The organism is Nonomuraea terrae, assembly GCF_004348995.1.
GTDB lineage: Bacteria > Actinomycetota > Actinomycetes > Streptosporangiales > Streptosporangiaceae > Nonomuraea > Nonomuraea terrae.
Window position 1 is genome coordinate 17,931 of the sequence record NZ_SMKQ01000014.1, and the last position, 24,503, is coordinate 42,433.

Here is a 24,503-nt window from a genome sequence, read left to right on the forward strand (position 1 = left end):
AATCTGTAACGATCATTCAAGATATTTACTGGCGACAGCCAGGAAGAGGTTCCATGGACGACAACGACACGCTGCACCGCCGCTCCGACATCCGGGCCGGGGACAGTCCGTGGGCGCTCGGGGTTCCCGCTGCGCGGGCGGCCGATCGGCCGGGCACGTTCAGGAGCCGGCTGTGAGGGCCGTCGGCGCATTCGGCTTCGGCGGGCCCGAGGTCCTGCAGGTGGTGGAGGTGCCCGAGCCGCATGCCGGACCCGGCTGCGTACGCATCCGCGTGCACGCCGCCGCAGTCAATCCGGCGGACACGCTCATGCGTGCCGGACAGGTTCGCCTGCCTGGTGTGCGGCCGCCGTACATCCCCGGGCAGGACGCCGCAGGCGTCGTGGACGAGATAGGCCCCGGCACCGCCACCGGCCTGCGGATGGGCGACCGGGTGATGGCCATGGTCATGCCGAACGTCCCCGGCGGCGGTGCCTACGCCGAGCACGTGGTCTTGCCCGCCTCCTGGGTGGCCAGGGCGCCGGCCGCCGCCGGCCACGCCGAGGCCGCGACCCTGCCGCTCAACGGTCTCACCGCGCGCCTGGCGCTCGACCTGCTCGCCCTGTCGCCCGGCCAGACGCTCGCGATCACCGGCGCGGCCGGCGCGGTCGGCGGCATGCTGATCCAACTGGCGAAGGCCGACGGGCTGCGGGTCGTCGGCGACGCCGCTCCTGCCGACCGCGACCTGGTCCGGTCTCTGGGTGCGGACTCGGTGGTCGCCAGGGGCGGCGACGTGGCCACGCGGTTCCGCGAGGTCATGCCCGCCGGAGTGCACGCTCTGGCCGACGCCGCACTCATCGGTGCCCCGGTTGCGGCGGCGGTCCGCGACGGCGGAGGCATCGCCGCCTTCCGCGGCACGGCCGCCTTCGGCCCGCCCGAACGCGGGCTCAGCTACCACCAGGTCTACGTCCCCGACTACGGCGGCAGACCCGACAAGCTCGACTTGTTGCGCCGCCTGGCGGAGACCGGTGCGCTGGCCATGCGCGTGGCGGGCACCTTCCTGCCCGAACAGGCCGCCGAGGCCCACCGCCGCTTCGAGGCCGGAGGCGTCCGGGGACGGCTGGTCCTGCAGTTCTGACCCACCACACCACCCCCGCACACGACATCGGCACACCGTTCGCCGCCGGCGACCGGACACCACCAAAGGAGCATCATGAAGATCGGCGTCGGCATCATCGGGGCGAGCGTCGGCGGCTGGGCGGCCATCAGCCATGTCCCCGCGCTCAAGGCCCTCCCGGACTACGAGTTGCGTGCCATCAGCACCTCACGCCGCGAGTCCGCCGGGCGGGCCGCCAAGGAGTTCGACCTCTCGGCGGCTTTCGACGACCCCGCCGACCTGATTGCCCACCCCGGAGTGGATCTGGTGGTGGTGTCGGTCAAGGTGCCCCACCACCACGCCCTGATCTCCGCGGCGCTGGCGGCGGGGAAGATGGTCTACAGCGAGTGGCCCCTCGGCGTCGGCACCGACGAGGCGGCCGACCTGGCCGCCCGGGCCGAGGCGGCAGGGGTCCGTACGGTGATCGGGCTGCAGGGCGGCTTCCTCCCGGCGATCCGCCACACCCGTGACCTGGTCGCGGACGGCTACGTCGGGAAGGTGCTCGGCACGACGCTGGTCGGATCGGGCCTGTCCTGGAGCCCCGTCACCGACCGCGCGCACGCCTATCTCTACGACGCCGCCGCCGGCGCGTCGCTCTTGACGGCGTCGGCGCTGCACGCCCTGGAGGCGGTCAACGTCGTGCTCGGCGAGCTCACCGATATCTCGGCCAACCTGGTCACTAGCCTCACACAGGCACAGGTGATCGACGAGGGCTCCACCATTCCGGTGACGGTGGCCGATCAGGTATCTGTCACGGGCACCTTCGGCAGCGGTGCCGCCCTCTCCCTGTTCTACCGGGGCGGCTTCTCCCGTGGCGACAACTTCCGCTGGGAGATCAACGGCACCGACGGCGACCTGGTCCTGACCGCCCCCGGCATCAACGGCAACCTCCAGGCTCTGGACCTGCGACTGCAGGGCGGCCGGGGCGATGACCAGGCGCTTGCCGACATCGCCCTCCCCGACAGCCGCTTCCATCCGGTCCCGCGCCACCTGCCCGCAACGGCGCAGGGCGTCGCCCAGGTTTACGCGCGCTTTGGGAGGGACCTGCGTGAGGGCACGCACACCGTGCCCGGCTTCGGCCATGCCCTGCGGAGACACCGGCTCATCGACACGATCGAGCGGGCCTCCCGCACGGGAGCCACCCAGATACCGGCCCCGGCGGCATAGGGGCGCCGCCTGGACGTGCTTCGTCGCATGGAACACATCACCATGACATCAACCGGCCGGCGTGCCCCCGGCCAAACCGCGCGAACCGAAACCGTCGGTTCCCGGCTCGGCGACTGGTTACAACCGTGGGTTTTACCCTGCTGCGTGACCGACCTCCACCACCTGATGATCGACGCCACCCTCGGCGCTTTCCCGAACCCGCGATGCCGAAGCACTCACCGCGCTCGCCGACGCAACAGCTGACCAGGTCAGCCTCAGCGCCGATACGCCCTTCCTGGCAGCGCGGGTTCGGGAAAGCTGGGAGGTGCCCTGGATGCAACATGCCTTCAAACCCGGTCAACCTGCCTTACGTACCTAAAAGATCATCTCGCTCTGACCTGCGGGAAGATGCCAACAACCCCAGATAGCAGAGCACGGCCGCAACCGGCAGGGTAAGACGGTGAGCGGCGTCCCGGCCCACGCGACAGAGCAGGCGGACGTTGTGCCCTTGGTGCGCTCGTCTGTACTGGTCATTTGCCAGTTCGGCCGTGCTTCCGCACTTGCATCCGGATCTAGGAAACGCCCATGTCTGAGCTCTTCCGTAGTCCCTTCGACCGCCATTCGACCGCTTCGGAGGTGATCAAGAGTGTCGACCTCTCCGGCAAACGCGCAGTGATCACTGGCGCCACGTCCGGTATCGGTGTGGAGACCGCCCGTGCACTGGCGGCCATCGGCGCCGAGGTCACCCTCGCGGTTCGGCGTCCCGACGCCGGCGAGCAGGTCGCAGCCGACCTGCGGACCAAGACCGGCAAGGACGCGATCCACGTCGCCCGGGTGGACGTGGCGGACCTGGCCTCGGTGAACGCGTTCACCGCTGCCTGGGCCGGTCCCCTGCACATCCTGGTCAACAACGCCGGGATCATGATGCTCCCCGAACTGGAGCGGGGCACCGGTGGCCACGAGCAGCAGTTCGCCACCAACTACCTGGGGCACTTCGCCCTGGCCCTGGGCCTGCATGGGGCACTCGCTGACGCCGGCGGTGCGCGCATGGTGAACGTGTCTTCCAGCGGTCACATGTTCTCCCCGGTCGTCTTCGACGACCTGGACTATCGCTTCCGCCCCTACGACGCGCTGGGCGCCTACGGCCAGTCCAAGACCGCCGAAGTGCTCCTGGCCGTCGAGGCGGACCGGCGCTGGTCAGGCGAGGGCATCCGGGCGAACGCGCTGCACCCCGGGGCAATCGCCACCAACCTCCAGCGGCACACCGGCGGCCTGAAGACCCCCGAGCCCTACCGCAAGACCCTCGGACAGGGCGCGGCCACCTCCGTCTTCCTCGCCGCCTCCCCGCTGGCCGAAGGCGTCGGCGGACGCTACTTCGAAGACGTCAACGAAGCCCCGCAGGTCACCTCACGGCCCACACAACTGGGCGTGCCGGGAGTGGCACCCTATGCGCTCGATGCCGCGAACGCCGAGCGCCTGTGGGACCTCGGCACCACCATCCTGCGCTGACCGCGGTCGTCCCGGCCGAGTTGGTGGAGCTGATGTACCGGGCCGACAGCACGAAGCGGGAGCGGATCCTGCGCACCGTGTACGAGTGCGGCGTCTTTCCGACGCTACGGGAGAAACTGCGGTGCAAGGAGATCTGGGTGGTCGGCGCCGACCGGCGGCGCGACCCCGACGACGACCTGCCGAAGGACTTCGAGGACCGGCGGGCCGAGAACTACGCCAATTCACGCCTACGGGACAAGGACCGGGATCCGCGCGGTCGCCGCCGGCGACCATCCCCACACCGAGGACGACCTTCGGTACGCGCGCCGCCGCTATCTGACCGTCGAGGCCTGCCGCGAGGTCGCCCGGGTGATCGCCAACGCGACCTTCGCTGTCCGGCAGGCCGCCCTGTGGGGCGAGGGCACGACCACGGTCGCCTCGGACTCCACTCACTTCTCAGCCTTCGATCAGAACATCTTCACCGAGTGGCACTCCCGCTACCGCAGGGCCAAGCGCGGCGTGCTGATCTACTGGACGGTCGAAACCGGCGGGTCCATGGCCGTCCACTCCCAGCTGATCTCCTGCTCCGCGTCCGAGGTGCACGCCATGGTCGAGGGCGCGATGCGGCACGGCACCGACATGGAGATCGAGCAGAACGTCGTCGACTCCCACGGCGCCTCGTTCGTCGGGTTCGGGATCACCCGGCTGCTGGACTTCGACCTGGTCGCCCGGTTCAAGCAGATCAACAAGATGAAGCTGTATGTGCCCGGCCGGGGCGAGGACTTCTCCTACCCGTTGCTCGGACCCGCGCTGACCAGGCCGATCCGGTGGGACATCATCACCCAGAACTACGACATCATGATGAAGTACGCCACCGCGATCCGGCTGCGGACCGCCTCCACCGAGGCCCTGCTACGCCGGTTCACCAGCGAGACCACCCACCCCGCCCACGCCGCGATGCTGGAGGTCGGCCGCGCCCAGCGCACCGTCTTCCTGGCCCGCTGGCTTCGCGACCGCGATCTTCAGCGGGAGACCGAATCCGGGCTGAACGTGGTGGAGAACTACAACGGCGTCAACGACTACATCAAGTTCGGCAAGCGCGGAGAGCTCGCCTCCAACCGGCGCGAAGAACAGGAACCGGGGATGTTGTGCCTGCACATTCTCCAGTCGGCCCTCGGTCTGATCAACACGCTGATAATCCAGGACGCCCTCGCCCTACCCGAGTGGGAGAACGTCCTGACCGACGCCGACCGGCGCGGGCTCACGCCGCTGTTCCACACCAACATGACCCCCTACGGTGAGATCCAGCTGCGCATCGACCGGCGCCTGGACCTCACCGACCTGCCGACTGCGTAACGCCGGACGCTCGCCCGTTCCGGCGCTCGTTGCCGGCGGGGCGTCGGCGATACTGTGGGCGTGGAGTACGTGTCCAGAGTGCCGCGACCGCCGCTGGACGGGCTGATCGACGACCTTTACTACCTGGAGGGTGCGCCGCCGTACGCCCGGCTGACGCTGCCGCCGAGTCCGTCGGCGTTGCTCATCGTCAACCTCGGGGCGCCGTTCCGCATCCGCGCCGGCATCGACATCGAGACGGCCGAGTACGCCGACGGCTGCGTGGTCACCATGCCCACCCGCGCCTTCGAGTTCGGCTATCCGCCGGAGACCCGGTCAGTCGGCGTGCACTTCAAGCCGTGGGGGCCGGCGCCGTTCCTGCCGATGCCGGCGGCCGAGCTGTGTGACCGGCCGGTGACGGTGGAGCAGGTTTGGGGCCGGCCCGCCATTGCTGAGCTGCGGGACCGGCTGGCCACGGCGGCCGGGCCGGACGAGATGCTGACGCTGCTCGAGGAGGAGCTGATGCGACGGCTGTGCGAGACCGCCGGTCTGGGGCTGGTCCGCCATACGAGCAGCGTCATCGCGGCGACCAGCGGGGCGGTGGCGATCGGCGACCTGAGCGTGGCAGCCGGTGTCAGCAGCACTCATCTGGCACAGCGGTTCAAGGAGCTCATCGGCGTCACGCCGAAGCGGCTGGCCCGCACCTACCGCTTCACCGCCACCGTGTTCGCGATCGACCCCGCCGGACCGATCGACTGGGGCGACCTCGCCGGTGGCGCAGGCTACTTCGACCAGGCCCACTTCGGCCACGAGTTCCGGGCGTTCACCGGGCTCACGCCGACCCGGTACGTCGAAGTCCGGCGGCGGTTCCTGCGCGAACATCCCGGCCACGCGCTGGACGGCTGGCCGCTGCCGGCCGATTGATTTCTTACAAGAGCGACAGCTCCCGACACGCTAATTTGGGGCACCCCGAAGTAGAGGAGAGCCCCGTGGGCAAGGTGGTCATGTACGGCTCGGTGTCGGTGGACGGCTTCGTCGCGGACGAGAATGACCAGCCCGGACCGCTGTTCGACTGGTTGTCCAACGGTGACGTCCCGTTGGACGAGAGCGGCGAGCTGAAGGTGTCGCAGACGACCTACGACTACACCCGGCCGTACTGGGACCAGATCGGAGTCACGATCGCCGGCCGCCACGTCTTCGACCTGACGGACGGCTGGGACGGGAAGCCTCCGAGCGGGATCGACCACGTGGTCGTCGTGACGCACCGGCCGATGCCCGAAGGCTGGGACCCCGAGGCGCCGTTTCACTTCGTCGACGGTGTCGAGGCAGCCGTGGCCAAGGCGCAGGAGCTTGCGGGTGACCGCATGGTCGAGGTCGCCGCCGGCGACGTCGGTGGCCAGGTGCTTGCCGCGGGCCTGGTCGACGAGGTGCGCATGGACGTCGTACCTGTCGTGTTCGGGTCCGGCAAGCGCTACTTCGGGTCGGTCCACGCGCAGCACCTGTTGGAGGATCCTGACGTGGTGATTCAGGGCAACCGGGTCCTTCACCTGCGCTATCGGGTGCGCCGTTGACCGATCTGAGCGGGTACGCGAAGAAGTCCACTGCGAACGGTGACACAGGATCGGGCCTCCGGCTGCGTTTGCGCATCGCTGTCCCTGGTCGGGCAGCCGACGCCGATCCGCCCCAGCACCTCACCTGCGGCAAGTTCAACTCAAGATCACTGGTTGCCGTTTCCGTCGTATCTTGGCCGACCCCCGAACGGACTTGGCCTGAGCGTGGCCTCGGACTTTGGGCCCGATCAACGCGCCGACGCCGCCCTCCCATCAGAGCTTCTGATATCGCGGTCCTGGACTACGCTTAGCCCGGCGTATCAACTTCTGACATTGCAAGGGCGATGTGGGGCGGCAGCACCAAGCGGTACCCGAGGCGTTCACCACGATCCACGCCGCCTACGCCGCAGCGCTGAAGCGAGCCCCGCTGGACGGCGACACCCGCCGCGCCTACGACTCCCGGGTCCGGACCTTCCTCACCTGGCAGGAGGCCAGCGGCCTCGACGGCGACCCGCTCACCGACGCCCACAACCGCGACTTCGCCATCCGCGACTACAAGACCCACATGAAGACCGTGCTGCGCCGCGCGTCGAATACCGTCAACGCCCACCTCGCCGCGTTGGAGCACTTCTTCACCCAGCTCGGACAAGGTCTCGACCGAGAAGGCCCGCCGCGTGCTGGGCCGGCAGCCGCGCAAGTCGGAGGACGCCATCATCGCGTCCGCACAAAGTATGATCGCGAAGTCGCTCGTCAAGAACTGACCCACCTGTCGTCTGCGGTCTACTCCCGGCGTCGTAGTCCGGCGGGTCGTTGATCCCTGAGGGGTAGTCGGAGATGACTCCGCTCGTAAGACGCCCCTGACCACCGACTGGACGACGATTGCGGTCATGAGGACCTCGGTCGGTACATCCACACGCTCTGCGCGGCCGGGACTCACGCTCGCCGCGGTGGCCGTCGTGCAGTTCATGGTGTCGCTGGATCTGTCGGTGGTGAACGTCGGGCTCCCGGAGATCGCCGCCGGCCTCGGCTTCAGCGCGGTGGGCCTGACCTGGGTGATCCACGCCTACGCGCTCACCTTCGGCGGGCTGCTCCTGCTGGGCGGCAAGGCGGCCGACCGGTACGGCCGCAGGCGGGTCCTGCTCCTCGGGCTCGGCGTGTTCGGTCTCGCCTCACTCGTCGGCGGCTTCGCTCAGGAGCCCGGCCATCTGGTCGCCGCCCGAGCCGTGCAGGGCATCGGGGCCGCCGCGCTGGCTCCGGCCGCGCTGGCGCTGCTGACCACGACGTTCCCCGCGGGGAAGGCCCGCGTCCGAGCCTTCGGCATATGGAGCGCGACGAACGCCGCCGGGGGAGCGCTCGGCGTCCTGATCGGCGGCCTGCTCACGGAGTACGCCGGCTGGCGCTGGGTGATGTTCGTGAGCGTGCCCATGGCCGCTTGCGCGCTGGCCCTGGTCTGGCGGGGCGTCGTCGGAGGCCCGCCACCGGCGCGCGGCAGCCGTCCCGACGTCCTCGGGGCCGTGCTGGCCACGGCGGGCATGACGCTGCTGGTGTTCGGCGTCGTCCGGACCGACCAGTATCCGTGGACCTCGCCGGTCACCGTGACGACCCTGGCGGTCGCCGTCGCGCTGCTGGCCGCGTTCGTCCACGTCGAGCGGACCACCGCTCGCGACCCGCTGATCCGGCTCGGCCTGTTCGCCAACCGCTCGGTCGCCGGTGCGAACGCCTACAACCTCCTGGCCGGTGCGGCCATAGCGTCGGCCTTCTACTTCGTGTCCCTCTACCTGCAACGCGTGCTCGAAATGGGGCCGGCGCTGACCGGGCTCATGTTCGTGCCGCTGGCCCTCGGCGTGATCGCCGGCTCCGTGCTCGCCGTCAAGCTCGGCTACCGTCTCCCGCCGCGTACGCTGCTGATCATCGGTGGGCTGCTGACCGCGACCGGGATGGCGTGGTTCGGCCTGATCAGCCCGGACGGCGCTTTCGTCACCGACGTGCTCGGGCCCTCGATCGTGGCCGGCGTCGGTTTCGGGCTCTGCCTCGGACCGGTGGTCTCCATCGGCACCGCGGGCGTGGCGCACCACGAGACCGGCACGGCATCGGGCCTGCTCAACAGCTCACGCCAGATCGGCGCCTCACTCGGGCTGGCCGCACTCGGCACCGCGGCGCAGCACCGCACCGGGCAGACCGTCACACCCGAGACCCTCAACGACGGGTACGCGCTCGGCCTGACCCTCAGCGCCGGGCTCCTGGTCGCCGCCGTCCTCATCGCCCTGACCGTCCTGCGCCGGGCCGACCCTCCGTCATGGGCTGAGCAGACCGATGACCGATCGACCGGCACCCCGGCAGTCGCACGGAGGAAGGATGCCCCGGCATGACTACCACCCCGATCGATCTGTTCGCGTCGCTTCTCCGGCTTCACCAGGACGGCGAGATCCACGCCGGGACGAGAGCCCTGGACTGCGACCAGGACGGCTGGCGGCTGATGGCCTTCCACGCGAAGACCGACGCCGACGTCCACGCCGACCGCTGGGAGGTGCATCCCGAGGCCGAGGAGATCGTGTGCTGCCTCATCGGCAAGATACGCCTCTACCTCCGCCCGGAACGGCCCGGACGGGAGGAAGAGATCAGGCTGCCGGCCGGCACCGCCGCCATCGTCCCGCGCGGGCGCTGGCACCGCATCGAGCTGGACATCCCCAGCAACATCATGGCCGTCACCCTGCCACGTGGCACCCGGCTGGAGAAGCGGATCGAAGCCTAGAACCGGCATGGAAGGTCACACGATGAAAACGGAGCAGGCGGAGCCTACGGGCGTCGTAGGTCTCGGGGAGTTGTCGCGTCCCGTCCGGCCCCGGCTGGGCATCGCGATCGGCCTGCAGGCCGTCGCGGCGGTGGTCGCCGTGGTGCCGTTCGCCGCGGTGGCCGAGCTGGCCAGGGTGCTGCTGGCGGCCGGTCCGGCCGACCACGGCAGAGCCTGGGCGGTCGCCGCGATCGCGGCGGGCGCGCTGGCGGTGTGGCTGCTGCTGACCACCGCGGCGGGAGCGATCGCACATCACGCGGATCTGGATCTCCAGTTGTCGGTACGGCGGCGTCTGGTCGACCGGCTGGGCCGCGTTCCGCTGGGGTGGTTCACCGATCGGGGCGCGGGCGGCATCGGGAAGGCGGTCCAGCACGATGTGGACGCGATGCATCACCTGGTCGCGCATTCACTGCTGAACTTCACCGCGAGCGCCGTCACACCGCTGGTGACGCTGGTCTACCTGTTCTGGGTGGACTGGCGGATGACGCTGATCCTGCTGATCCCGATCGTGATCGGAATCGCGCTGTTCGTCCGGCTGGTGATCAGCCTGAACGCGGGGACGGCGGCCTACGACGATGCCCAGCAGCGCATCGTCAGCAGCGTCATCGAGTTCGTCGAAGGCATCGCGGTGGTGAAGATGTTCGGGCAGGCCAGGCGCGCGCATCGGCGCTACACGCGGGCCGCCGACGATTTCGCGACGTTCTTCATCGCCTGGATGTCGACGAGTTTCCGGGCGAGCGCGGTCTCGGCGCTGGTGCTGAGCCCGGTCACCGTTCTGCTGACGATGCTGGCCGGCGGCACGGCGCTGGTCTCCACCGGGAACCTGGACGCGCTCGACCTGCTGCCGTTCGCGATCCTCGGGCTGGGGCTGGCCGCGCCCGTGCAGGCGCTGGACTTCCACAGCCACGACCTGGAGATGGCGAGTGCGGCGGCCAAGCGGGTGGGTGCGCTGCTCGCGGCGCCGACACTGCCGCTCCCCGCCGAGCCTCGACAACCGGACCTCGACGGGGGCGTCCGGGTGGAGTTCTCCGGGGTGGAGTTCGCCTATGACGCGGATCGGCCGGTGTTGAGCGGTGTCGATCTGGTGCTGGCGCCGGGCACCGTGACCGCGCTGGTCGGGACGTCCGGTTCGGGGAAGACGACCCTGGCGAAGCTGCTGCCGCGCTTCTTCGACCCGACCGCGGGCACCGTCGCGGTCGGCGGCGTCGACCTGCGCGAGATCGCGCCGGAGCAGCTGTACCGGCTGGTGTCGTTCGTCCTGCAGGACGTCCAGCTGCTGGACGCCAGTGTGAGCGACAACATCCGCCTCGCCCGTCCCGACGCCGACGAGGAATCGGTGCGCCGCGCCGCGCGGGCGGCGGCCATCGACGAACGCGTCTGTGCGTTGCCGCGCGGCTATGACTCGGTGGTCGGCCGGGACGTGCGCTTCTCCGGCGGTGAGGCGCAGCGGATCTCCATCGCCCGGGCCATTCTCGCGGACACCCCGATCGTGGTGCTCGACGAGGCGACCGCACATGCCGATCCCGAAGCGGAGGCGCTGATCCAGGACGCGTTGTCGGAGCTGGCGGCAGGGCGGACCGTGCTCGTCGTCGCGCACCGGCTGGCTTCGGTGGTCAGCGCCGATCACATCGTGCTGCTCGAACAGGGCCGGATGGTCGAGCAGGGCACCCACGAGGAGTTGCTCGCCGCCGACGGCCGGTTCGCGCGGATGTGGCGGCTGCAGGAGCAGACCGGTCTCGGAGACGCCTACGCCGGGGCCGGCGCGGCGAAGGAGGAATGACGATGATCCGTCGACTGTTCAACGCGCTCGGCCCTGAGCACGGCGGCGCGCTGCGCCGCCTGCTGGGCTGGTTCACCGCCGCGGCGCTGCTGCAGGGAGTGGCGTTCGTCCTGCTGGTCCCGGCGCTGCGCGAGCTGCTCAGCGCGGAACCGGAGCGGGCCTGGCCCTGGGTGATCGCCCTCGCGGTGCTGTGGGCCGGCTATGCGGCGGTGAACTACCCGGCGACGCTGATCGGTTACCGGACCTGTGCGGATCTGCTCCGCGACCTGCACCGCCGCATCGGTGACAAGGTCGCGCAGTTGCCGCCGGCCTGGTTCACCGCCGATCGCGTCGGCGGGCTCGGGCGCCTGGCCTCGCAGCGCGTGATCGACATCATGGGGCTGCCCGCTCACCTGCTGCGGCAGCTGGTCGACGCCTTCGTCACACCGCTGGTCGTGGTGCTGGCCATGGTCCTGTTCGACTGGCGGCTGGCCGTTTCGACGGCCGTCGCCGCGGTGGCGGTCGCGGTGGTGTACCGCGTGGCCAGCCGGGGCATGCAGGCCGCCGACCGGGAGGCGGACCGCATCCACGCCGACGCCGCCGGGCGGGTCGTGGAATTCGCGCGCGCCCAGCCGGTTCTGCGAGCCTTCGGCCGCACGGTGGAAGGGCATGCCGCCCTCGATGAAGCGCTCGCGGCGCAGCACGCGGCCGGTGGCCGGATGCTCCGCGCCGGTATGCCGGGCATCGTCGGCCTCGGCTTCATCGCGCAGGCGGGGTTCATCGCGCTGCTGTCCCTGGGCACCTATCTGGTGCTCGACGGTTCGCTGGCGACGGCCGAACTGGTCGCGCTGCTGGTGCTGGCGGCCCGGTTCGTCGAACCCGTCATGCTCACCGCGGAACTCGGTGGCGCCATCCGGGTCGCCGAGAACGCGTTGACCGAAATCAACGCACTGCTCGACACCGAGACGCTGCCCGAACCGGAGAGGACGCGGCGGGCGGACGGGGCCGACATCGAACTCGACGACGTGCGCTTCGGATACGATGGCACCCCCGTGCTGGACGGGCTGTCGATGCGGGTGCCGCAGGGCCGGATGACCGCCCTGGTCGGCCCGTCCGGTGCGGGCAAGACGACCGTGATCAAGCTGATCGCGCGGTTCTTCGATCCCGACGCCGGCACGGTACGGGTGGGCGGTGTGGACGTTCGCGACATGCGGACCGAGGACCTGACGTCGCTCATCTCGGTGGTCTTCCAGGACGTCTACCTCTTCGACGGCACGATTCTCGACAACGTGCGCATCGGGCGGCCCGAGGCCACCGACGAGGAGGTCTACGCCGCCGCCCGCACCGCGCGGGTCGGCGACATCGCCGACCGCCTGCCAGGCGGCTGGGACGCGCCGGTCGGAGAGGGCGGCAGCCGCCTGTCCGGCGGTGAGCGGCAACGTATCTCGATCGCGCGCGCCCTGCTGAAGAACACACCGATCGTGCTGCTGGACGAGGCCACCGCCGCGCTGGACGCCGACAACGAGCACGCCCTGCGGGAGGCCGTCGCGGCGCTGGCCGGGCAGCGCACCGTACTGATGATCACCCACCGCCTGCAGACCATCCGCGACGCCGACCAGATCGTGGTGCTGGCCGACGGCGTCGCCGCCGAGACCGGAACCCACGAGGAGCTTCTCGCCGCGGGCGGCCGCTACGCCCGGTACTGGCGGGAACGCAGCCGCGCGGCCGGATGGCGCCTGACCCGCCGCGACACGCTCACCGTCCCGAGCTGACGAGATCCACCTGTCCGCGATCAGCTGGATCGGAGTGCCGCCTCTCCTGCCCGGCCGACCCCCAGGGCACCATCCAGAAAAATGAAACGTACTCCAAATTTGTGGTAGACTCCATCAATGTGGCGGAAGGACTGCGGGAGCGGAAGAAACGGCTGACCAGGCAGCGCATCTCCGAGACGGCCGTGCGGCTGTTCGTGGAGCGCGGCTTCGACAACGTGACGATCGCCGAGGTCGCGGCCGTCGCCGAGGTGTCGGTCAACACCGTCTACAACTACTTCCCGGCCAAGGAGGACCTCGTGCTGCCGCCCGAGGAGGCCTCGCCGCGGCGGCTGGCCGACATCGTGCGAGAGCGGCCCACGGGGCAGTCCGCGGCCGGGGCGGTCCTCGCGCGGCTGCGCGAGGAGGTGCGCGAGCGCGAGCGGCGGGTGGGCCTGAGCGCCGGGTTCGGGCGGGTGCTGGAGATGATGCGGGCCGCGCCCACGCTCACCGCGCGGCTGGAGGAGCTGGGTCACCAGATGACGGAGGCGCTGGGCGCCGTCCTGGCGCAGGAGACCGGCGCCGGGGCGGACGACCCGCTGCCGCGGGTGGTGGCCTGGCACATCGGCTGCCTGCACGCGCTGGCACTGAGCGAGATCGCCCGCCGTACCGCGGCCGGGCAGCGGCCCGAGGAGATCGCCGGGGCCGTGCTGGAGTTGCTGGACGCCGCCGAGAGCGTGCTGGGCGAACGCGTCCTGACCTATGCCGTACGAGAGGAGCCCGTGTGTTCAGGGTGACGATCAGGGGGAGGTTCGCCGGGCTCGACGACGCCGGGCGGGCCGCCGTACGGGCGGCGGGCGGCATGGCGTTCACCGAGGCGGGGACGTTCACGCACGACGCGAGCGTGTCGGCGTTCACGTTCCGCTGCCAGGTGCCGGCCGGGCCCGACGATGGCGAGGACGAGGCCGCGCTGGGTGCGATGGCGGCGCTGGAGGCGCACGGCCAGCCGCACGAGATCCTGCGGCTCGCCGTGACCGACATGCGGGAGATCAAGATCCGGCGTCGCCGCTGATCTCAGATCTGGGATATATTCCCGGATGTGATACAGGACGTCGAAGCGCGGCTGGCCGAGCGGCTCGCCGCGTTGCGCGCCGAACGCGGCTGGTCGCTGGAGGAGCTGGCGAGCCGCTCCGGGATCAGCCGCTCCACACTGTCCCGGCTCGAACGCGGCGAGATCAGCCCCACCTCGGCCCTGCTCGGCAGGCTCTGCGCCGTCTACGAGCGCACGATGTCGCGGCTGCTGGCCGAGGTCGAGTCAGAGCCGCCGCAGGTCGTCACCGCCGCCGGCCAGCCCGTGTGGCACGACGAGGAGTCCGGGTTCGTACGCCGCTCAGTGTCGCCGCCACACCCCGCGCTGCGCGGCGAGGTCGTCGAGGGGCGGCTGCGGGCCGGGGCCGACATCGCCTACGACACGCCGCCCGTGCCCGGGCTGGAGCAGCACGTCTGGGTCCTGGAAGGGACGGTGGAGATCACCGCCGACGGGCGTACGCATCGGGTGGAGGCGGGCGACTGCCTGCGCTTCCGCCTGTGGGGCGCCTCCCGGTTCCGCTGCCCCGGCCCCGGCCCCGTACGGTACGCGATCTTCGTCGTCCTGCCCTGACCCCCGATCGGAGGAGTGCATGCCCAGCATCGAGCGCGTGTCCGCCGCGGAGTTCGGCTCCTGCGTCAAGGAGCTGGCGGACCTGCTGGCCGACGCCGTGGAGGGTGGCGCGTCCGTCGGGTTCGTGACGCCGTTCGACCACGAGGCCGCCGCCGCGTGGTGGCGGGCGCAGGCCCCGGCGGTGGCGGCCGGCAGCCACCTGGTGTGGGCCTGCCGCGAGGACGGCGTCCTGCTCGGCACCGTCAGCCTGGTCCTGGCGAGCAAGCCCAACTCCCGCCACCGCGCCGAGCTGGTCAAGCTGATGGTCCGCCGCTCCGCGCGCGGACGGGGCCTGTCGCGCGCCCTGCTGGCCACCGCCGAGCGGGCCGCGGCCGAGGCGGGGATCGAGCTGCTGATGCTCGACACCGAGACCGGCAGCGCCGCCGAGCGCGTCTACCTCACCGGCGGCTGGACCCGTTACGGCATCGTCCCCGCGTACGCCGGAGCGCCCGACGGGACGCTGCTCGACTGCAGCTTCTTCTACAAGCGCCTCTCATAGCGTCTGGGCTAGCGCGTCGAGGTCGGCGAGGCGGCCGGCGGGGGCCAGGCGGGCGGCCGCGGCGACGAGCAGCAGCTCGGTGACGGCGATCTCGTGCGCCAGCGGCGCGATCGGCCCGGCGGCCTCGCGCGGCAACCTGATCAGCACCTCCGCCTCGGCGGCCAGCGGCGACTCCCAGGCGTCGGTGACCAGCACCAGCCGCGCGTCGCGGGCGCGCGCGGCGCGCACGAAGCGGGCGGTGGCGGAGGAGTAGCGGCGGAAGTCGTACGCGACGACCAGGTCGGATCCGCTGAGATCGAGCACGGTACGGGCGCGGGCGTACGCGGGCTCCGGCACCCGGTGCACGCCCGGCCGCAGGCCGGACAGCTGGCGTACCAGGTATTCGGCGGCCAGCTCGCTCAGCGGGCCGCCGAGCGCCCACACGGTGCGGGCGTCCGCCAGCAGGGCCGCCACGGTCTGACAGAGCTGCTCGGGGACGGCGGCGAGTGTGCCCTCCAGGCCGGTCCGCAGGTCCTGCGCGGCCTGCCACACCTGCGCGCCGGTCGTCGCTTCGGCCGGTGCGGTGGGGGCTCGGGTGACGAACTCCAGGAGGCGGGAGCGGTCGCGTACGGCGGCCTGGAAGTCGGCGAAGCCGGCGTAGCCGAGCCGGTCGAAGAGCCGGGAGGCGGTCGGCGGGCTCACCCCGGCGCGCTCGGCGAGCGCCCGCAGGGATCCCAGCGCCGCGAAGGGGTGGTCGTCGAGCAGCACCCGCACGACCGCTCGCTCACCGGGCGGCAGGTCGGGGTAGGCGGCGCCGAGCTTGGCCTTGATCGGGTCGTTCTCCACCTGACAAATGTTACATCAACCGATATTTGCTCATAAACATGGAACAAGTGTTACGGTCCTGGCATGAGTCCCTGGAACGGCCTGATCGACAGCGCGTACCGGCGGTGGCTGCCGGTCACCCCCGGCACCCCGTCCGTCTCCCTCAACGAGGGCAACACCCCGCTGCTGCGTTCGGAGCACCTGTCGGGCCTCACCGGATGTGAGGTCTGGCTGAAGGTGGAGGGCGCCAACCCGACGGGGTCCTTCAAGGACCGCGGCATGACCGTCGCCATCAGCCGCGCCGCCGAGGCCGGCGCCGAGACCGTCATCTGCGCCTCCACCGGCAACACCAGCGCCTCGGCCGCCGCGTACGCCGCCCGCGCCGGGCTGACCGCCGCCGTCCTGGTCCCCAAGGGCCGCGTCGCGCTGGGCAAGCTCAGCCAGGCCGTCCGGTACGGCGCCGAGATCGTCGAGGTCGGCGGCACGTTCGACGACTGCCTGCGGGTGGCCCGCGAACTGGCCGCGCACCACCCGGTCGCGCTGGTCAACTCGGTCGGGAACGAGCTGCGCCTGGCGGGGCAGCGCACGGTGGCGTACGAGGTCGTGGACGCCCTGGGCGGGGCGCCTGACGTGCATTGCCTGCCGGTCGGCAACGGCGGCAACATCACCGCCACGTGGGGCGGCTACCAGGCCTACCGCGACGCCGGGTTGTCGGACGGGCTGCCGCGCATGTGGGGTTTCCAGGCGGCCGGTGCGGCGCCGCTCGTGCACGGGGCGCCCGTGGCGGCGCCGCGTACGGAGGCGACGGCGATCAACGTCGGCAACCCGGCCACCTGGGACGGGGCCGTGGCCGCCCGCGATGAGTCCGGAGGGCTGATCGGGGCGGTGAGCGACGAGCAGATCTTCGCCGCGTACCGGATGCTGGCCCGCCGCGACGGCGTCTTCGCCGAGCCGGCGTCGGCGGCCGGAGTCGCAGGGCTCCTCGACCGGCACGCCCGGGGCCTGCTGGAGCCGGGTCTGCGGATCGTGATCACTCTGAGCGGGAACGGCCTGAAGGACCTCGACGCCTCCCTGCGCGACGGCTACACACCCCGGGAGACCGCGGCCACCTCCACCGCCGTAGCCCGCGCCCTCCACCTGGCCGCCTGACCGTTGGAGGACCGGCGCCCCGCGGCCGTGCGCCGAGGGGAACCGCTGAGGCCCGGACGTCGGCCACCTCCCCTTCCTGCCGGAAGGATCTCAGCGCACGACGGTGTGTCGGCGTGTTTGAGGCGGTAGGCGTGGCTACCTACTGAAACTACTGTTCGTCACTGTTTGGTGACGTTAAGTGATTCGCTGCTCGGGGACGGGTTTTGCGACGAAGTTTGCGAGGACTTCTGATTGGCGGATCGCTCTTGGGTCCGCGAGAGGACGAGTCCGTGGCCCCGACCAGATTGCGCCCGGTTCTGTGGCCTGGGGCGGCTGCGGCGCTGTTGTTCAGCGCTGCGGCGTCTGCGCCGCTGGACGTTTCCGACACCGTCGCCTGCAGCCGGCTGCTCGAGCCTGAACGGACGTATCGCGCCCATCGGCAGACGTTCACCACCGACGCGGCTGGGCGGCCGGTCGATGCTCTGGCCAGGACGCTGGTCGATCGTGACGCTCCGCGCGGCGAGTGCGAGGGCGCCGTGGGGGACTGGGGTGGACGGGGGGACTGGCAGGGCGGTCATCTCATCGCGGCCTCCTTCTACGGCGTGAGCATGCGGTACAACCTGGTCCCGATGCGCGGCAGGCAGATCAACCAGGGGCTGATGGCCCGCGTCGAGAACGGCGCCCGCGCCTGCCTGGAGGGCGACGGCAGCGTGGCCGACTACCGGGTGCGCCTGCGCTACCCCGACCGCAAGGCGCTCGCGCCCGACCGCATCCACATCACCATGACCCCGAAGATCTCCGGCGTGACGCGCAGGATCACGCTCACCCTGCCCAACGACAGCCTGTCCGAGCGGGAGTTCGACGCCTGGGGCGAGCGGATCGCCCGGGCGTTCCGCCAGGCCCGCTGCGACCGGGACGGCGCCTAGCCCGCCGCGCCGGTATCGATCGCCAGCAGACGATCGGCCGGAAAGTTGTGGAATACCTCCATGCCGCAGTGTGTCCGTTCTGGTGTGGGATCGAGCCCATGAACGATGTAGGCAAGCAGCGCAGGTTCCCCACGGGCGACCTGGCGAGAGTGGCGGTGTTCGCCGCGCTCATCGCGGTCCTCGGCATGCCCGGCTCGCTGAACGTCTTCGGCAACGCCGTCCCCATCACCCTGCAGACCCTCGGCGTCATGCTGGCGGGCGTGATCCTCGGCACATGGCGGGCCGCGCTGGCCGTCGTCGTGCTCCTCGTCCTGGTGGCCGCGGGGTTGCCGCTGCTGTCCGGCGGGCGGGGCGGGCTCGGGGCGTTCGTCGGGCCGTCGGCCGGGTTCCTGATCGGCTGGATCCCCGGTGCGGCCGTGACCGGCTGGCTCGTCGAGCGGGCGGGCCGCGACCCCGGCATCGTCCGGCTCGTGGTGGCGTGCCTCGTGGGCGGTGTCGGCGTGATCTACCTGTTCGGCATCCCGGTCCAGGCCGTCGTCACCGGCGTCCCCCTCGGCACGACGGCCCTTCTTTCGCTCGCCTTCCTTCCCGGTGACCTGATCAAGGCGGTGCTGGCCTCCGTGATCGCCCGCGGCACCCAGCGGGCCTACCCCGACGCGATCCCGGCCGTGCACCAGGAACGCCTGCGCGCCGGCGGGGGGCGTTGACCGCTCGATGCCCGTAGCGCAAGACGTGATCCGGCACGCCGCCGAGCGACCCTCGAAGCTCGCGGCGTGCGGCCCGGGAGGCGAGCTCACCTACGCCGAGCTCGCCGGCAAGATCAGCGGTGCCGCGCGGCACCTGCTGCGCCGGGGGATCGGCCCCGGCACCATCGTCGCCCTCGCTCTGGCCGACCCGGTCGAACTGCTCGCCGCCGTGCTGGCGGCCGACCTGGCGGGGGCGACGCCGCTCATCGGCGACCACACCTGGGACCGCCGCCGCTGGTCCCAGGTCACCGCCCCGGTCGGCCCGGTGGCGTTCGTCGGCAGGCCGCTGCCGTACGCCGCCGGACCGCCCGTACGACGGGAGCCGCGCCCGGAGGACCCGGCGTGGGCCTGCTTCAGCTCCGGCAGCACCGGCCGGCCGCGCGCGATCGTCCGCCGCCGCGCCTCATGGACGGCATCGTTCCCGCACCTCAGTGACCTGGCCGGGATCGGGCCCGACGACGTGGTGCTGGTGCCCGGCCCCCTGGTGTCCTCTCTGTACGCCTTCGCCGCCGTGCACGCCCTGGCCACCGGCGCGACCGCCGTCGTGCCCGGCCGCTGGCCGGCGCGCCGCTCGCTGGCCGCGCACCTGGCGGGGGCGACGGTCGTGCACCTGGTGCCGCACCGCCTGCCCGACGTGGTCGGCCGTTCCGGCTCGTCCCTGCGCGCGGCCGTGGTCGGCGGCGCGGCCCTGGCCCCCGGCACGCGGGAGGAGGCCGGCCGCGCCGGGCTGCACGTGCTGGCCTACTACGGGGCGACCGAGCTGTCGTTCGTCGCCGTGGACGTCGACGGCGACGGGCTGCGCCCGTTCCCCGGCGTGGAGATCGAGGTCCGCCCCGAGGCGGGCTCGTCGTTCGGGGAGGTGTGGGTGCGCTCGCCGTGGCTGGCCGACGGCTACCTGGGCGACGCGGCGGGCCCGTTGCGGCGTGACCGCGACGGCTGGGTGACCGTCGGCGACGTGGCGCAGCCGTACCGGCCGGGGGAGGTGCTGCGGGTGCGGGGGCGCGGCGACGGCGCGATCCAGACCGGTGGCGCCACCGTCGTGCCCGAGGACGTCGAGGAGGTGCTGCGGAAGGTGCCGGGCGTGGGCGACGTCGTGGTGGTCGGCTCGCCGCACCCGTCGCTGGGCGCGGTGGTCACGGCCATCGTCGAGGGCGCGCCGCCCCGGGCGCTGCTTGAGGCGACCGCCAGGACCGGCCTGGACGCGGCGCAGCGGCCCCGCCGCTGGTACGGCGTGCTGAGCCTGCCGCGCACGGCGACCGGCAAACCGGCGCGCGCCCTGGTCGCGGCCCGCCTGGCCGACGGCGACCCCGGCATCCGGCGGCTGACCTGAACACGCCCGCCGACCATCTGAAGTCACGAGGTCTGAACATGCGAGAAACCCCCGGCAGCGCGCCCGTCGTCGTGGCGGCGCGGCGCACGCCCATCGGGACGGCGGGCCACGCCTACAAGGAGCTGACCGTGGACGGGCTGGCCGCCCCCGTCATCGCGGCCGTCGCCGAGGACGTGCCCGGGCGGAAGGCCGAGGACGTCGTGCTGGGCAACTGCATGGGGCCGGGCGGCAACGTGGCCCGGGTGTCGGCGCTGGCCGCCGGGCTGGGTCACGACGTTCCCGGCCTGACGGTGGACCGGCAGTGCGGCAGCGGCCTGGCCGCGATCCTGGTGGCCGCCCAGGCGGTACGCGCGGGCGAGATGGACCTGGTGATCGCCGGAGGAGCCGAGAGCGCCTCGACCGCGCCGCGGCGTACCCACCGGGGGGCCGAGGCCCCCTACGACCGGGCGCCGTTCACCCCCGCCGGCCACCCCGACCCCGACATGGGGCCGGCGGCCGAGGCGCTGGCGGCCAGGTGCGGGATCAGCCGGGAGCGCCAGGACGCCTACGCCTCCCGCAGCCACGCCCGGGCGCTGGCCGCCCGCGAGGCGGGGGCGTTCAAGGAGGAGATCGTGCCGCTCGGCGGGCGGTCCGACGACCAGCGGCCGCGCCCGCTGCGGGAGGCGTCACTGGCCCGGCTGCCTGCGGCGTTCGTCCAGGAAGGTACAGTGACGGCCGGAAATTCCTCCCCGGTCAGTGACGGCGCCGCGGCGGTGGCCCTCGTGCCGGAACGCCTGCGCGCGGGCCTGCCCGGCCTGCGGCTGGTGGCCGGGTCCGTCGTCGGGTGCGATCCCGAGCTGCCCGGGTGGGGGCCGGTGCCCGCGATCCGGCGGGTGCTGGCACGTACGGGCGTGGGGTTGGAGCAGATCGCGGCGGTGGAGATCGTGGAGGCGTTCGCGGCGCAGGTGCTGGCCGTCACCGACGCGCTGGGCCTCGACCCGCTGAGCGCCGACGACGGGCGCGTCTGCCCCGGCGGCGGGGCGCTGGCGCTGGGGCACCCGTGGGGCGCGACCGGGGCGGTCGTGGTGACCCGGCTGTTCAGCGGGCTCGTCCGTGCCGCCGCCCCGCCGGGCACGCTCGGTCTGGCGGCGGCCGCGGTCGGCGGGGGGCTCGGCGTGGCCGCGTTGTTCGAGGTGGTCTGAGGTGGCCGCCGCGATCGACTTCGCCGAGGTGCGCGTACGCTTCGGCGAGCGCGAGGTGCTGCGCGGCGTCACCGCCGCCCTGACCGAGCGCCGCGTCGGGGTGGTGGGCGCCAACGGCTCCGGCAAGAGCACGCTGGCCCGCCTGGTCAACGGCCTGGCGGTGCCGACCTCCGGCAGCGTCACCGTGCTCGGCCTCGACACCCGCCGCCACGCCGCGAAGATCCGGCGCGGCGTCGGGTTCCTGTTCACCGATCCCGACGCCCAGATCGTGATGCCGACGGTGGCCGAGGATGTGGCGTTCTCGCTGCGCCGCAAGGGCCTGGCGGCCGCGGAGACGGATCGGCGCGTACACGAGGTCCTGGAACGTTACGGCCTGGCCGGTCACGCCGACCATCCCGCCCACCACCTGTCCGGCGGCCAGAAGCAGCTGCTCGCGCTCTGCTCGATCATGGTGCTGGAGCCGGAGATCCTCGTCATGGACGAGCCGACCACGCTGCTCGACCTGCGCCACTCCCGCCAGGTCGCCGCGCTGCTGCGCGACCTGCCGCAGCAGGTACTGGTCGTCACGCACGACCTGCCGCTGCTGGAGGACTTCGACCGGGTGCTGGTGCTCGACGAGGGCCGCGTGGTGGCCGACGGCACGCCGCGCGAGGCCATCGGCCACTACAGGAAGCTCATGGCATGAACGGCCTGACCGGCGCGTACGTCCCGCGCGCCTCGCCGCTGCACCGCCTGCCCGCCGGGGCCAAGCTGGCCGGGCTGGCCGTGGCGTGCACGGTGCTGGTGCTGCTGACCTCGCTGCTCGCGCTGGGCGTCGCCACGCTCGTCGTCGTGGCCCTGTACGCGTTGTCGCGGGTGGGCGCGGCGGCGGCGTGGGCGCAGGTACGGCCGGTGCGCTGGTTCGCGGTGGCGCTGTTCGCCTTCCAGCTGCTGTTCGCCGGGCCGGAGACGGCCGCGGCGACGGTGCTGCGCGTGGTGCTGGCGGTGGCGCTGGCCGGGCTGGTGACGCTCACCACCCGCATGTCGGCCATGCTGGCGGCGCTGGAACGCTGCCTGTCGCCGGTGCGGTTCGTCGGCCTCGACCCGTTCCGGCTGTCGCTGCTGCTGTCGCTGACGGTGCGCAGCGTGCCGGTCATCGCGGCGCTGGCCGTCCGCGTCAGGGAGGCCCAGCGGGCGCGGGGTGTCGAACGCAGCCTGCGCGCGTTCGCGGTGCCGCTGGTGGTGGGCTCGTTGCGACACGCCGACGCGCTGGGGGAGGCCCTGAGCGCCCGCGGCCTCGACGACTGAAATCCCAGCCTTGACTTATATAAGCTCAAACTGAAAGACTCGGGCCGTGCACGCGTTCGACGTCCTCGGCGATCCTGTCCGGCGCCGGATCCTGGAGCTGCTGGCCGACGGTGAGCAGAGCTCGGGCGAGCTCACCGCCGTCATCCAGCACGAGTTCGGGATCTCCCAGCCGGCCGTCTCCCAGCACCTGCGGGTGCTGCGTGACCACGGCTTCGCCAGCGTGCGGGCCCAGGGCACCCGCCGGCTGTACGCCGTCGAGCCCGGCCCGCTGCAGGAGGTCGATCTCTGGCTGGAGCGCTTTCGCGGCTTCTGGAGCCAGCGCATGGACGCTCTGGCGACAGAGCTGGCCCGCGGCAAACGCGAGCGACGCATGACCCACGAGGCGAAGGAAACGTGATGGATATCGTTGACGAGCTCAACCGCGCGCACCGCGAGTTGCTCGACGGCAAGCGCAAGACCGTGGCGCTGCGGCGCCGTTACGACGCCGGAGTCGAGGACGTGTGGGACGCCTGCACCGACGCCGACCGGCTGAGCCGCTGGTTCATGCCCGTCTCCGGCGACCTGCGGCAGGGCGGCACGTACCAACTGGAGGGCAACGCGCACGGCGAGATCCTGCTGTGCGAGCCGCCGCGCCGGATCAGGGTCACCTGGCTGTTCGGCGAGAACCCCGGTTTCTCCGAGGTCGAGGTCACCCTGTCGGCCGAGGACGGCGGCACCCTGTTCGAGCTGCGCCACACCGCCGAGGTGCCGGAGGAGTTCTGGTCGCGGTACGGCCCAGGCGCGACCGGCGTGGGCTGGGACCTGGCGCTGCTCGGCCTGGCCCTGCACCTGGCGGGCGGCGAGAAGGTCGACGAGTCGACCTTCCACGAGACCGACGAGGGCCGCCGCTACATCACCGGCAGCAGCCGGGCGTGGGGCGATGCGCACCGCGCCGCGGGCGGGCCGGCCGACGAGGTCGAGGCCACCGTCTCGGCCGTCACCGCTTTCTACGCTCCGGAGTCCTGACATGACCCAGAAGACCACCACAGCGCTGATGTTCCAGAACGGCGACGCCGAGGAGGCGATGACCTTCTACATGTCGCTGTTCGACGACTCCAAGGTCGTCTTCGCCGAGCGTTTCGCCGCCGGCGAGCCCGGCCCCGAGGGCACCATCAAGATGGCCGCCTTCACCCTGGCCGGCCAGGAGTACTTCTGCATGGACAGCTCCATCCGCCACGGGTTCACCTTCACGCCGTCGATCTCCCTGTACGTCACGTGCGAGAGCGAGGAGGAGCTCACCCGCCTGTACGGCGCGCTGATGGAGGGCGGCGAGGCGCTGATGCCGCTGGACTCCTACGGATTCAGCAAGAAGTTCGGCTGGGTCCAGGACCGTTTCGGCGTCTCCTGGCAGCTCAACCTGCCCTGAGCGTCACTCGACGGGGAAGAGGATCGGGCTGAGCAGGTAGCGGGCGCGTCCCGGCGCGGGCTCGTGACTCAGCCGGGGCGCGATGGCCCGGCGCAGCTCGCCGATCAGCTCCTCCAGCTCCTCTCGGCTGAGCCAGACGGCGTGCTGGCGGAAGCCGACGTGGTCGGCGGCCGGGTCTGCGCCCTCGTGGCCGAGATAGGCGTCGAACTCGGCGATGAGGGCGGCCATCGCCACCGCGAAAGCACGCCGGTGGTCGTCGGCCGTCATCTTCTCGAAGGCCTCCATGCCGATCGAGGCGTGTTCGCCGCGCAGCCGGTAGTGCCGCTCCACGGCGCCGCGCACCCGGCGCTCCTCGGCCACCTCCAGGACGCCGCCCGCGGCCAGCAGGTCGATGTGCCGGTAGACGGTGGCCTTGGAGACGCCGGGCAGGCGCTCGCAGAGCTCGGACGTGGTCAGGGTGCGCCCGCCGCGCAGGGCGTGCACGATGCGCAGCCGTACGGGCTGGCCGAGAAGCTCCAAGGGATCCACGCCACTACGATCTCATACCGTGCT

27 protein-coding genes and 1 pseudogene are annotated in these 24,503 nt (G+C 71.8%); 26 read left to right on the forward strand and 2 right to left on the reverse strand.

All coding sequences use genetic code 11. The features are described from left to right. The first annotated feature begins 53 nt into the window (after positions 1 to 53). From E1286_RS51175 to E1286_RS07865, 16 genes and pseudogenes are all read left to right on the forward strand, one after another. Positions 54 to 176, forward strand: coding sequence for a hypothetical protein (locus E1286_RS51175; protein ID WP_281282630.1), 123 nt, complete (start codon positions 54 to 56; stop codon positions 174 to 176). Then, entirely contained in the window at positions 173 to 1,114 is a 942-nt protein-coding gene (locus E1286_RS07795; RefSeq protein WP_132610173.1) for an NADP-dependent oxidoreductase, read from the forward strand. The genes E1286_RS51175 and E1286_RS07795 overlap by 4 nt, the downstream gene beginning before the upstream one ends. Positions 1,115 to 1,189: 75 nt before the next feature. Further along, a complete protein-coding gene (locus E1286_RS07800) occupies positions 1,190 to 2,299 on the forward strand; it encodes a Gfo/Idh/MocA family protein (protein WP_132610175.1) in 1,110 nt (369 codons plus the stop codon). 564 nt (positions 2,300 to 2,863) lie between these two features. Next, the gene (locus E1286_RS07805) at positions 2,864 to 3,787 is read left to right on the forward strand and encodes an SDR family NAD(P)-dependent oxidoreductase (protein WP_132610177.1); all 924 of its coding nucleotides are present in this window, start codon (positions 2,864 to 2,866) and stop codon (positions 3,785 to 3,787) included. A gap of 5 nt (positions 3,788 to 3,792) precedes the next feature. Further along, positions 3,793 to 5,122, forward strand: a pseudogene (locus E1286_RS07810) (transposase); the annotation flags it as partial. Between the two features lie 60 nt (positions 5,123 to 5,182). Then, on the forward strand, positions 5,183 to 6,022 hold the full coding sequence (locus tag E1286_RS07815; protein WP_223189693.1) for a helix-turn-helix domain-containing protein: 840 nt from the start codon (positions 5,183 to 5,185) through the stop codon (positions 6,020 to 6,022). 65 nt (positions 6,023 to 6,087) lie between these two features. Further along, entirely contained in the window at positions 6,088 to 6,669 is a 582-nt protein-coding gene (locus tag E1286_RS07820; RefSeq protein ID WP_132610181.1) for a dihydrofolate reductase family protein, read from the forward strand. Between the two features lie 325 nt (positions 6,670 to 6,994). After that, positions 6,995 to 7,462: a hypothetical protein gene (locus tag E1286_RS48795; protein ID WP_187368136.1), complete on the forward strand. Its 468-nt coding sequence runs from the start codon at positions 6,995 to 6,997 to the stop codon at positions 7,460 to 7,462. A 133-nt stretch (positions 7,463 to 7,595) separates the two neighbouring features. After that, the gene (locus E1286_RS07830) at positions 7,596 to 9,017 is read left to right on the forward strand and encodes an MFS transporter (RefSeq protein ID WP_246074564.1); all 1,422 of its coding nucleotides are present in this window, start codon (positions 7,596 to 7,598) and stop codon (positions 9,015 to 9,017) included. Beyond that, positions 9,014 to 9,400, forward strand: coding sequence for a cupin (locus E1286_RS07835; RefSeq protein WP_132610185.1), 387 nt, complete (start codon positions 9,014 to 9,016; stop codon positions 9,398 to 9,400). Before E1286_RS07830 ends, E1286_RS07835 begins: the two co-directional genes overlap by 4 nt. A gap of 22 nt (positions 9,401 to 9,422) precedes the next feature. Continuing rightward, positions 9,423 to 11,219: an ABC transporter ATP-binding protein gene (locus E1286_RS07840; RefSeq protein WP_132610187.1), complete on the forward strand. Its 1,797-nt coding sequence runs from the start codon at positions 9,423 to 9,425 to the stop codon at positions 11,217 to 11,219. Between the two features lie 2 nt (positions 11,220 to 11,221). Next, positions 11,222 to 12,970 carry an ABC transporter ATP-binding protein gene (locus E1286_RS07845; protein ID WP_132610189.1) on the forward strand — a complete coding sequence of 583 codons (1,749 nt, stop codon included), beginning with the start codon at positions 11,222 to 11,224 and terminating at the stop codon, positions 12,968 to 12,970. A gap of 119 nt (positions 12,971 to 13,089) precedes the next feature. Continuing rightward, positions 13,090 to 13,743: a TetR/AcrR family transcriptional regulator gene (locus E1286_RS07850; protein WP_132610191.1), complete on the forward strand. Its 654-nt coding sequence runs from the start codon at positions 13,090 to 13,092 to the stop codon at positions 13,741 to 13,743. Beyond that, positions 13,731 to 14,018 (forward strand): DUF6204 family protein, encoded by a 288-nt coding sequence (locus E1286_RS07855; RefSeq protein ID WP_132610193.1) that lies wholly within the window; start codon positions 13,731 to 13,733, stop codon positions 14,016 to 14,018. The genes E1286_RS07850 and E1286_RS07855 overlap by 13 nt, the downstream gene beginning before the upstream one ends. Positions 14,019 to 14,045: 27 nt before the next feature. Then, positions 14,046 to 14,606 carry a helix-turn-helix domain-containing protein gene (locus E1286_RS07860; RefSeq protein WP_246074566.1) on the forward strand — a complete coding sequence of 187 codons (561 nt, stop codon included), beginning with the start codon at positions 14,046 to 14,048 and terminating at the stop codon, positions 14,604 to 14,606. Between the two features lie 19 nt (positions 14,607 to 14,625). Beyond that, positions 14,626 to 15,144 carry a GNAT family N-acetyltransferase gene (locus E1286_RS07865; RefSeq protein WP_132610197.1) on the forward strand — a complete coding sequence of 173 codons (519 nt, stop codon included), beginning with the start codon at positions 14,626 to 14,628 and terminating at the stop codon, positions 15,142 to 15,144. Here E1286_RS07865 and E1286_RS07870 read toward each other — a convergent pair. Continuing rightward, on the reverse strand, positions 15,139 to 15,969 hold the full coding sequence (locus E1286_RS07870; RefSeq protein WP_132610199.1) for a MurR/RpiR family transcriptional regulator: 831 nt from the start codon (positions 15,967 to 15,969) through the stop codon (positions 15,139 to 15,141). The genes E1286_RS07865 and E1286_RS07870 overlap by 6 nt on opposite strands. A gap of 63 nt (positions 15,970 to 16,032) precedes the next feature. Here E1286_RS07870 and thrC point away from each other — a divergent pair, with 63 nt between their 5' ends. The 10 genes from thrC (at position 16,033) to E1286_RS07920 (ending at position 23,951) form a co-directional block, all read left to right on the forward strand. Beyond that, positions 16,033 to 17,097: a threonine synthase gene (thrC, locus tag E1286_RS07875; protein ID WP_132610201.1), complete on the forward strand. Its 1,065-nt coding sequence runs from the start codon at positions 16,033 to 16,035 to the stop codon at positions 17,095 to 17,097. Positions 17,098 to 17,366: 269 nt separating this feature from the next. Further along, entirely contained in the window at positions 17,367 to 18,002 is a 636-nt protein-coding gene (locus E1286_RS07880; protein WP_165969633.1) for a DNA/RNA non-specific endonuclease, read from the forward strand. 98 nt (positions 18,003 to 18,100) lie between these two features. Continuing rightward, positions 18,101 to 18,709, forward strand: a complete 609-nt coding sequence (locus E1286_RS07885; RefSeq protein WP_132610205.1) for a biotin transporter BioY — start codon at positions 18,101 to 18,103, stop codon at positions 18,707 to 18,709. A gap of 7 nt (positions 18,710 to 18,716) precedes the next feature. After that, a complete protein-coding gene (locus E1286_RS07890) occupies positions 18,717 to 20,078 on the forward strand; it encodes an AMP-binding protein (protein ID WP_132610207.1) in 1,362 nt (453 codons plus the stop codon). Positions 20,079 to 20,116: 38 nt separating this feature from the next. Further along, positions 20,117 to 21,259, forward strand: coding sequence for a thiolase family protein (locus tag E1286_RS07895; RefSeq protein WP_132610209.1), 1,143 nt, complete (start codon positions 20,117 to 20,119; stop codon positions 21,257 to 21,259). A gap of 1 nt (position 21,260) precedes the next feature. Continuing rightward, entirely contained in the window at positions 21,261 to 21,944 is a 684-nt protein-coding gene (locus E1286_RS07900) for an energy-coupling factor ABC transporter ATP-binding protein (RefSeq protein WP_165969634.1), read from the forward strand. Continuing rightward, positions 21,941 to 22,546: an energy-coupling factor transporter transmembrane component T family protein gene (locus tag E1286_RS07905; protein ID WP_132610211.1), complete on the forward strand. Its 606-nt coding sequence runs from the start codon at positions 21,941 to 21,943 to the stop codon at positions 22,544 to 22,546. Before E1286_RS07900 ends, E1286_RS07905 begins: the two co-directional genes overlap by 4 nt. A 46-nt stretch (positions 22,547 to 22,592) precedes the next feature. Next, the gene (locus E1286_RS07910) at positions 22,593 to 22,943 is read left to right on the forward strand and encodes an ArsR/SmtB family transcription factor (protein WP_132610213.1); all 351 of its coding nucleotides are present in this window, start codon (positions 22,593 to 22,595) and stop codon (positions 22,941 to 22,943) included. Continuing rightward, on the forward strand, positions 22,943 to 23,551 hold the full coding sequence (locus E1286_RS07915; RefSeq protein WP_187368137.1) for an SRPBCC family protein: 609 nt from the start codon (positions 22,943 to 22,945) through the stop codon (positions 23,549 to 23,551). The genes E1286_RS07910 and E1286_RS07915 overlap by 1 nt, the downstream gene beginning before the upstream one ends. 1 nt (position 23,552) lies before the next feature. Then, a complete protein-coding gene (locus E1286_RS07920; RefSeq protein WP_132610217.1) occupies positions 23,553 to 23,951 on the forward strand; it encodes a VOC family protein in 399 nt (132 codons plus the stop codon). 3 nt (positions 23,952 to 23,954) lie between these two features. Here the strand turns inward: E1286_RS07920 and E1286_RS07925 are convergent, their stop codons facing one another. Beyond that, on the reverse strand, positions 23,955 to 24,479 hold the full coding sequence (locus E1286_RS07925) for a helix-turn-helix domain-containing protein (RefSeq protein WP_132610219.1): 525 nt from the start codon (positions 24,477 to 24,479) through the stop codon (positions 23,955 to 23,957). Between the last annotated feature and the right edge of the window lie 24 nt (positions 24,480 to 24,503).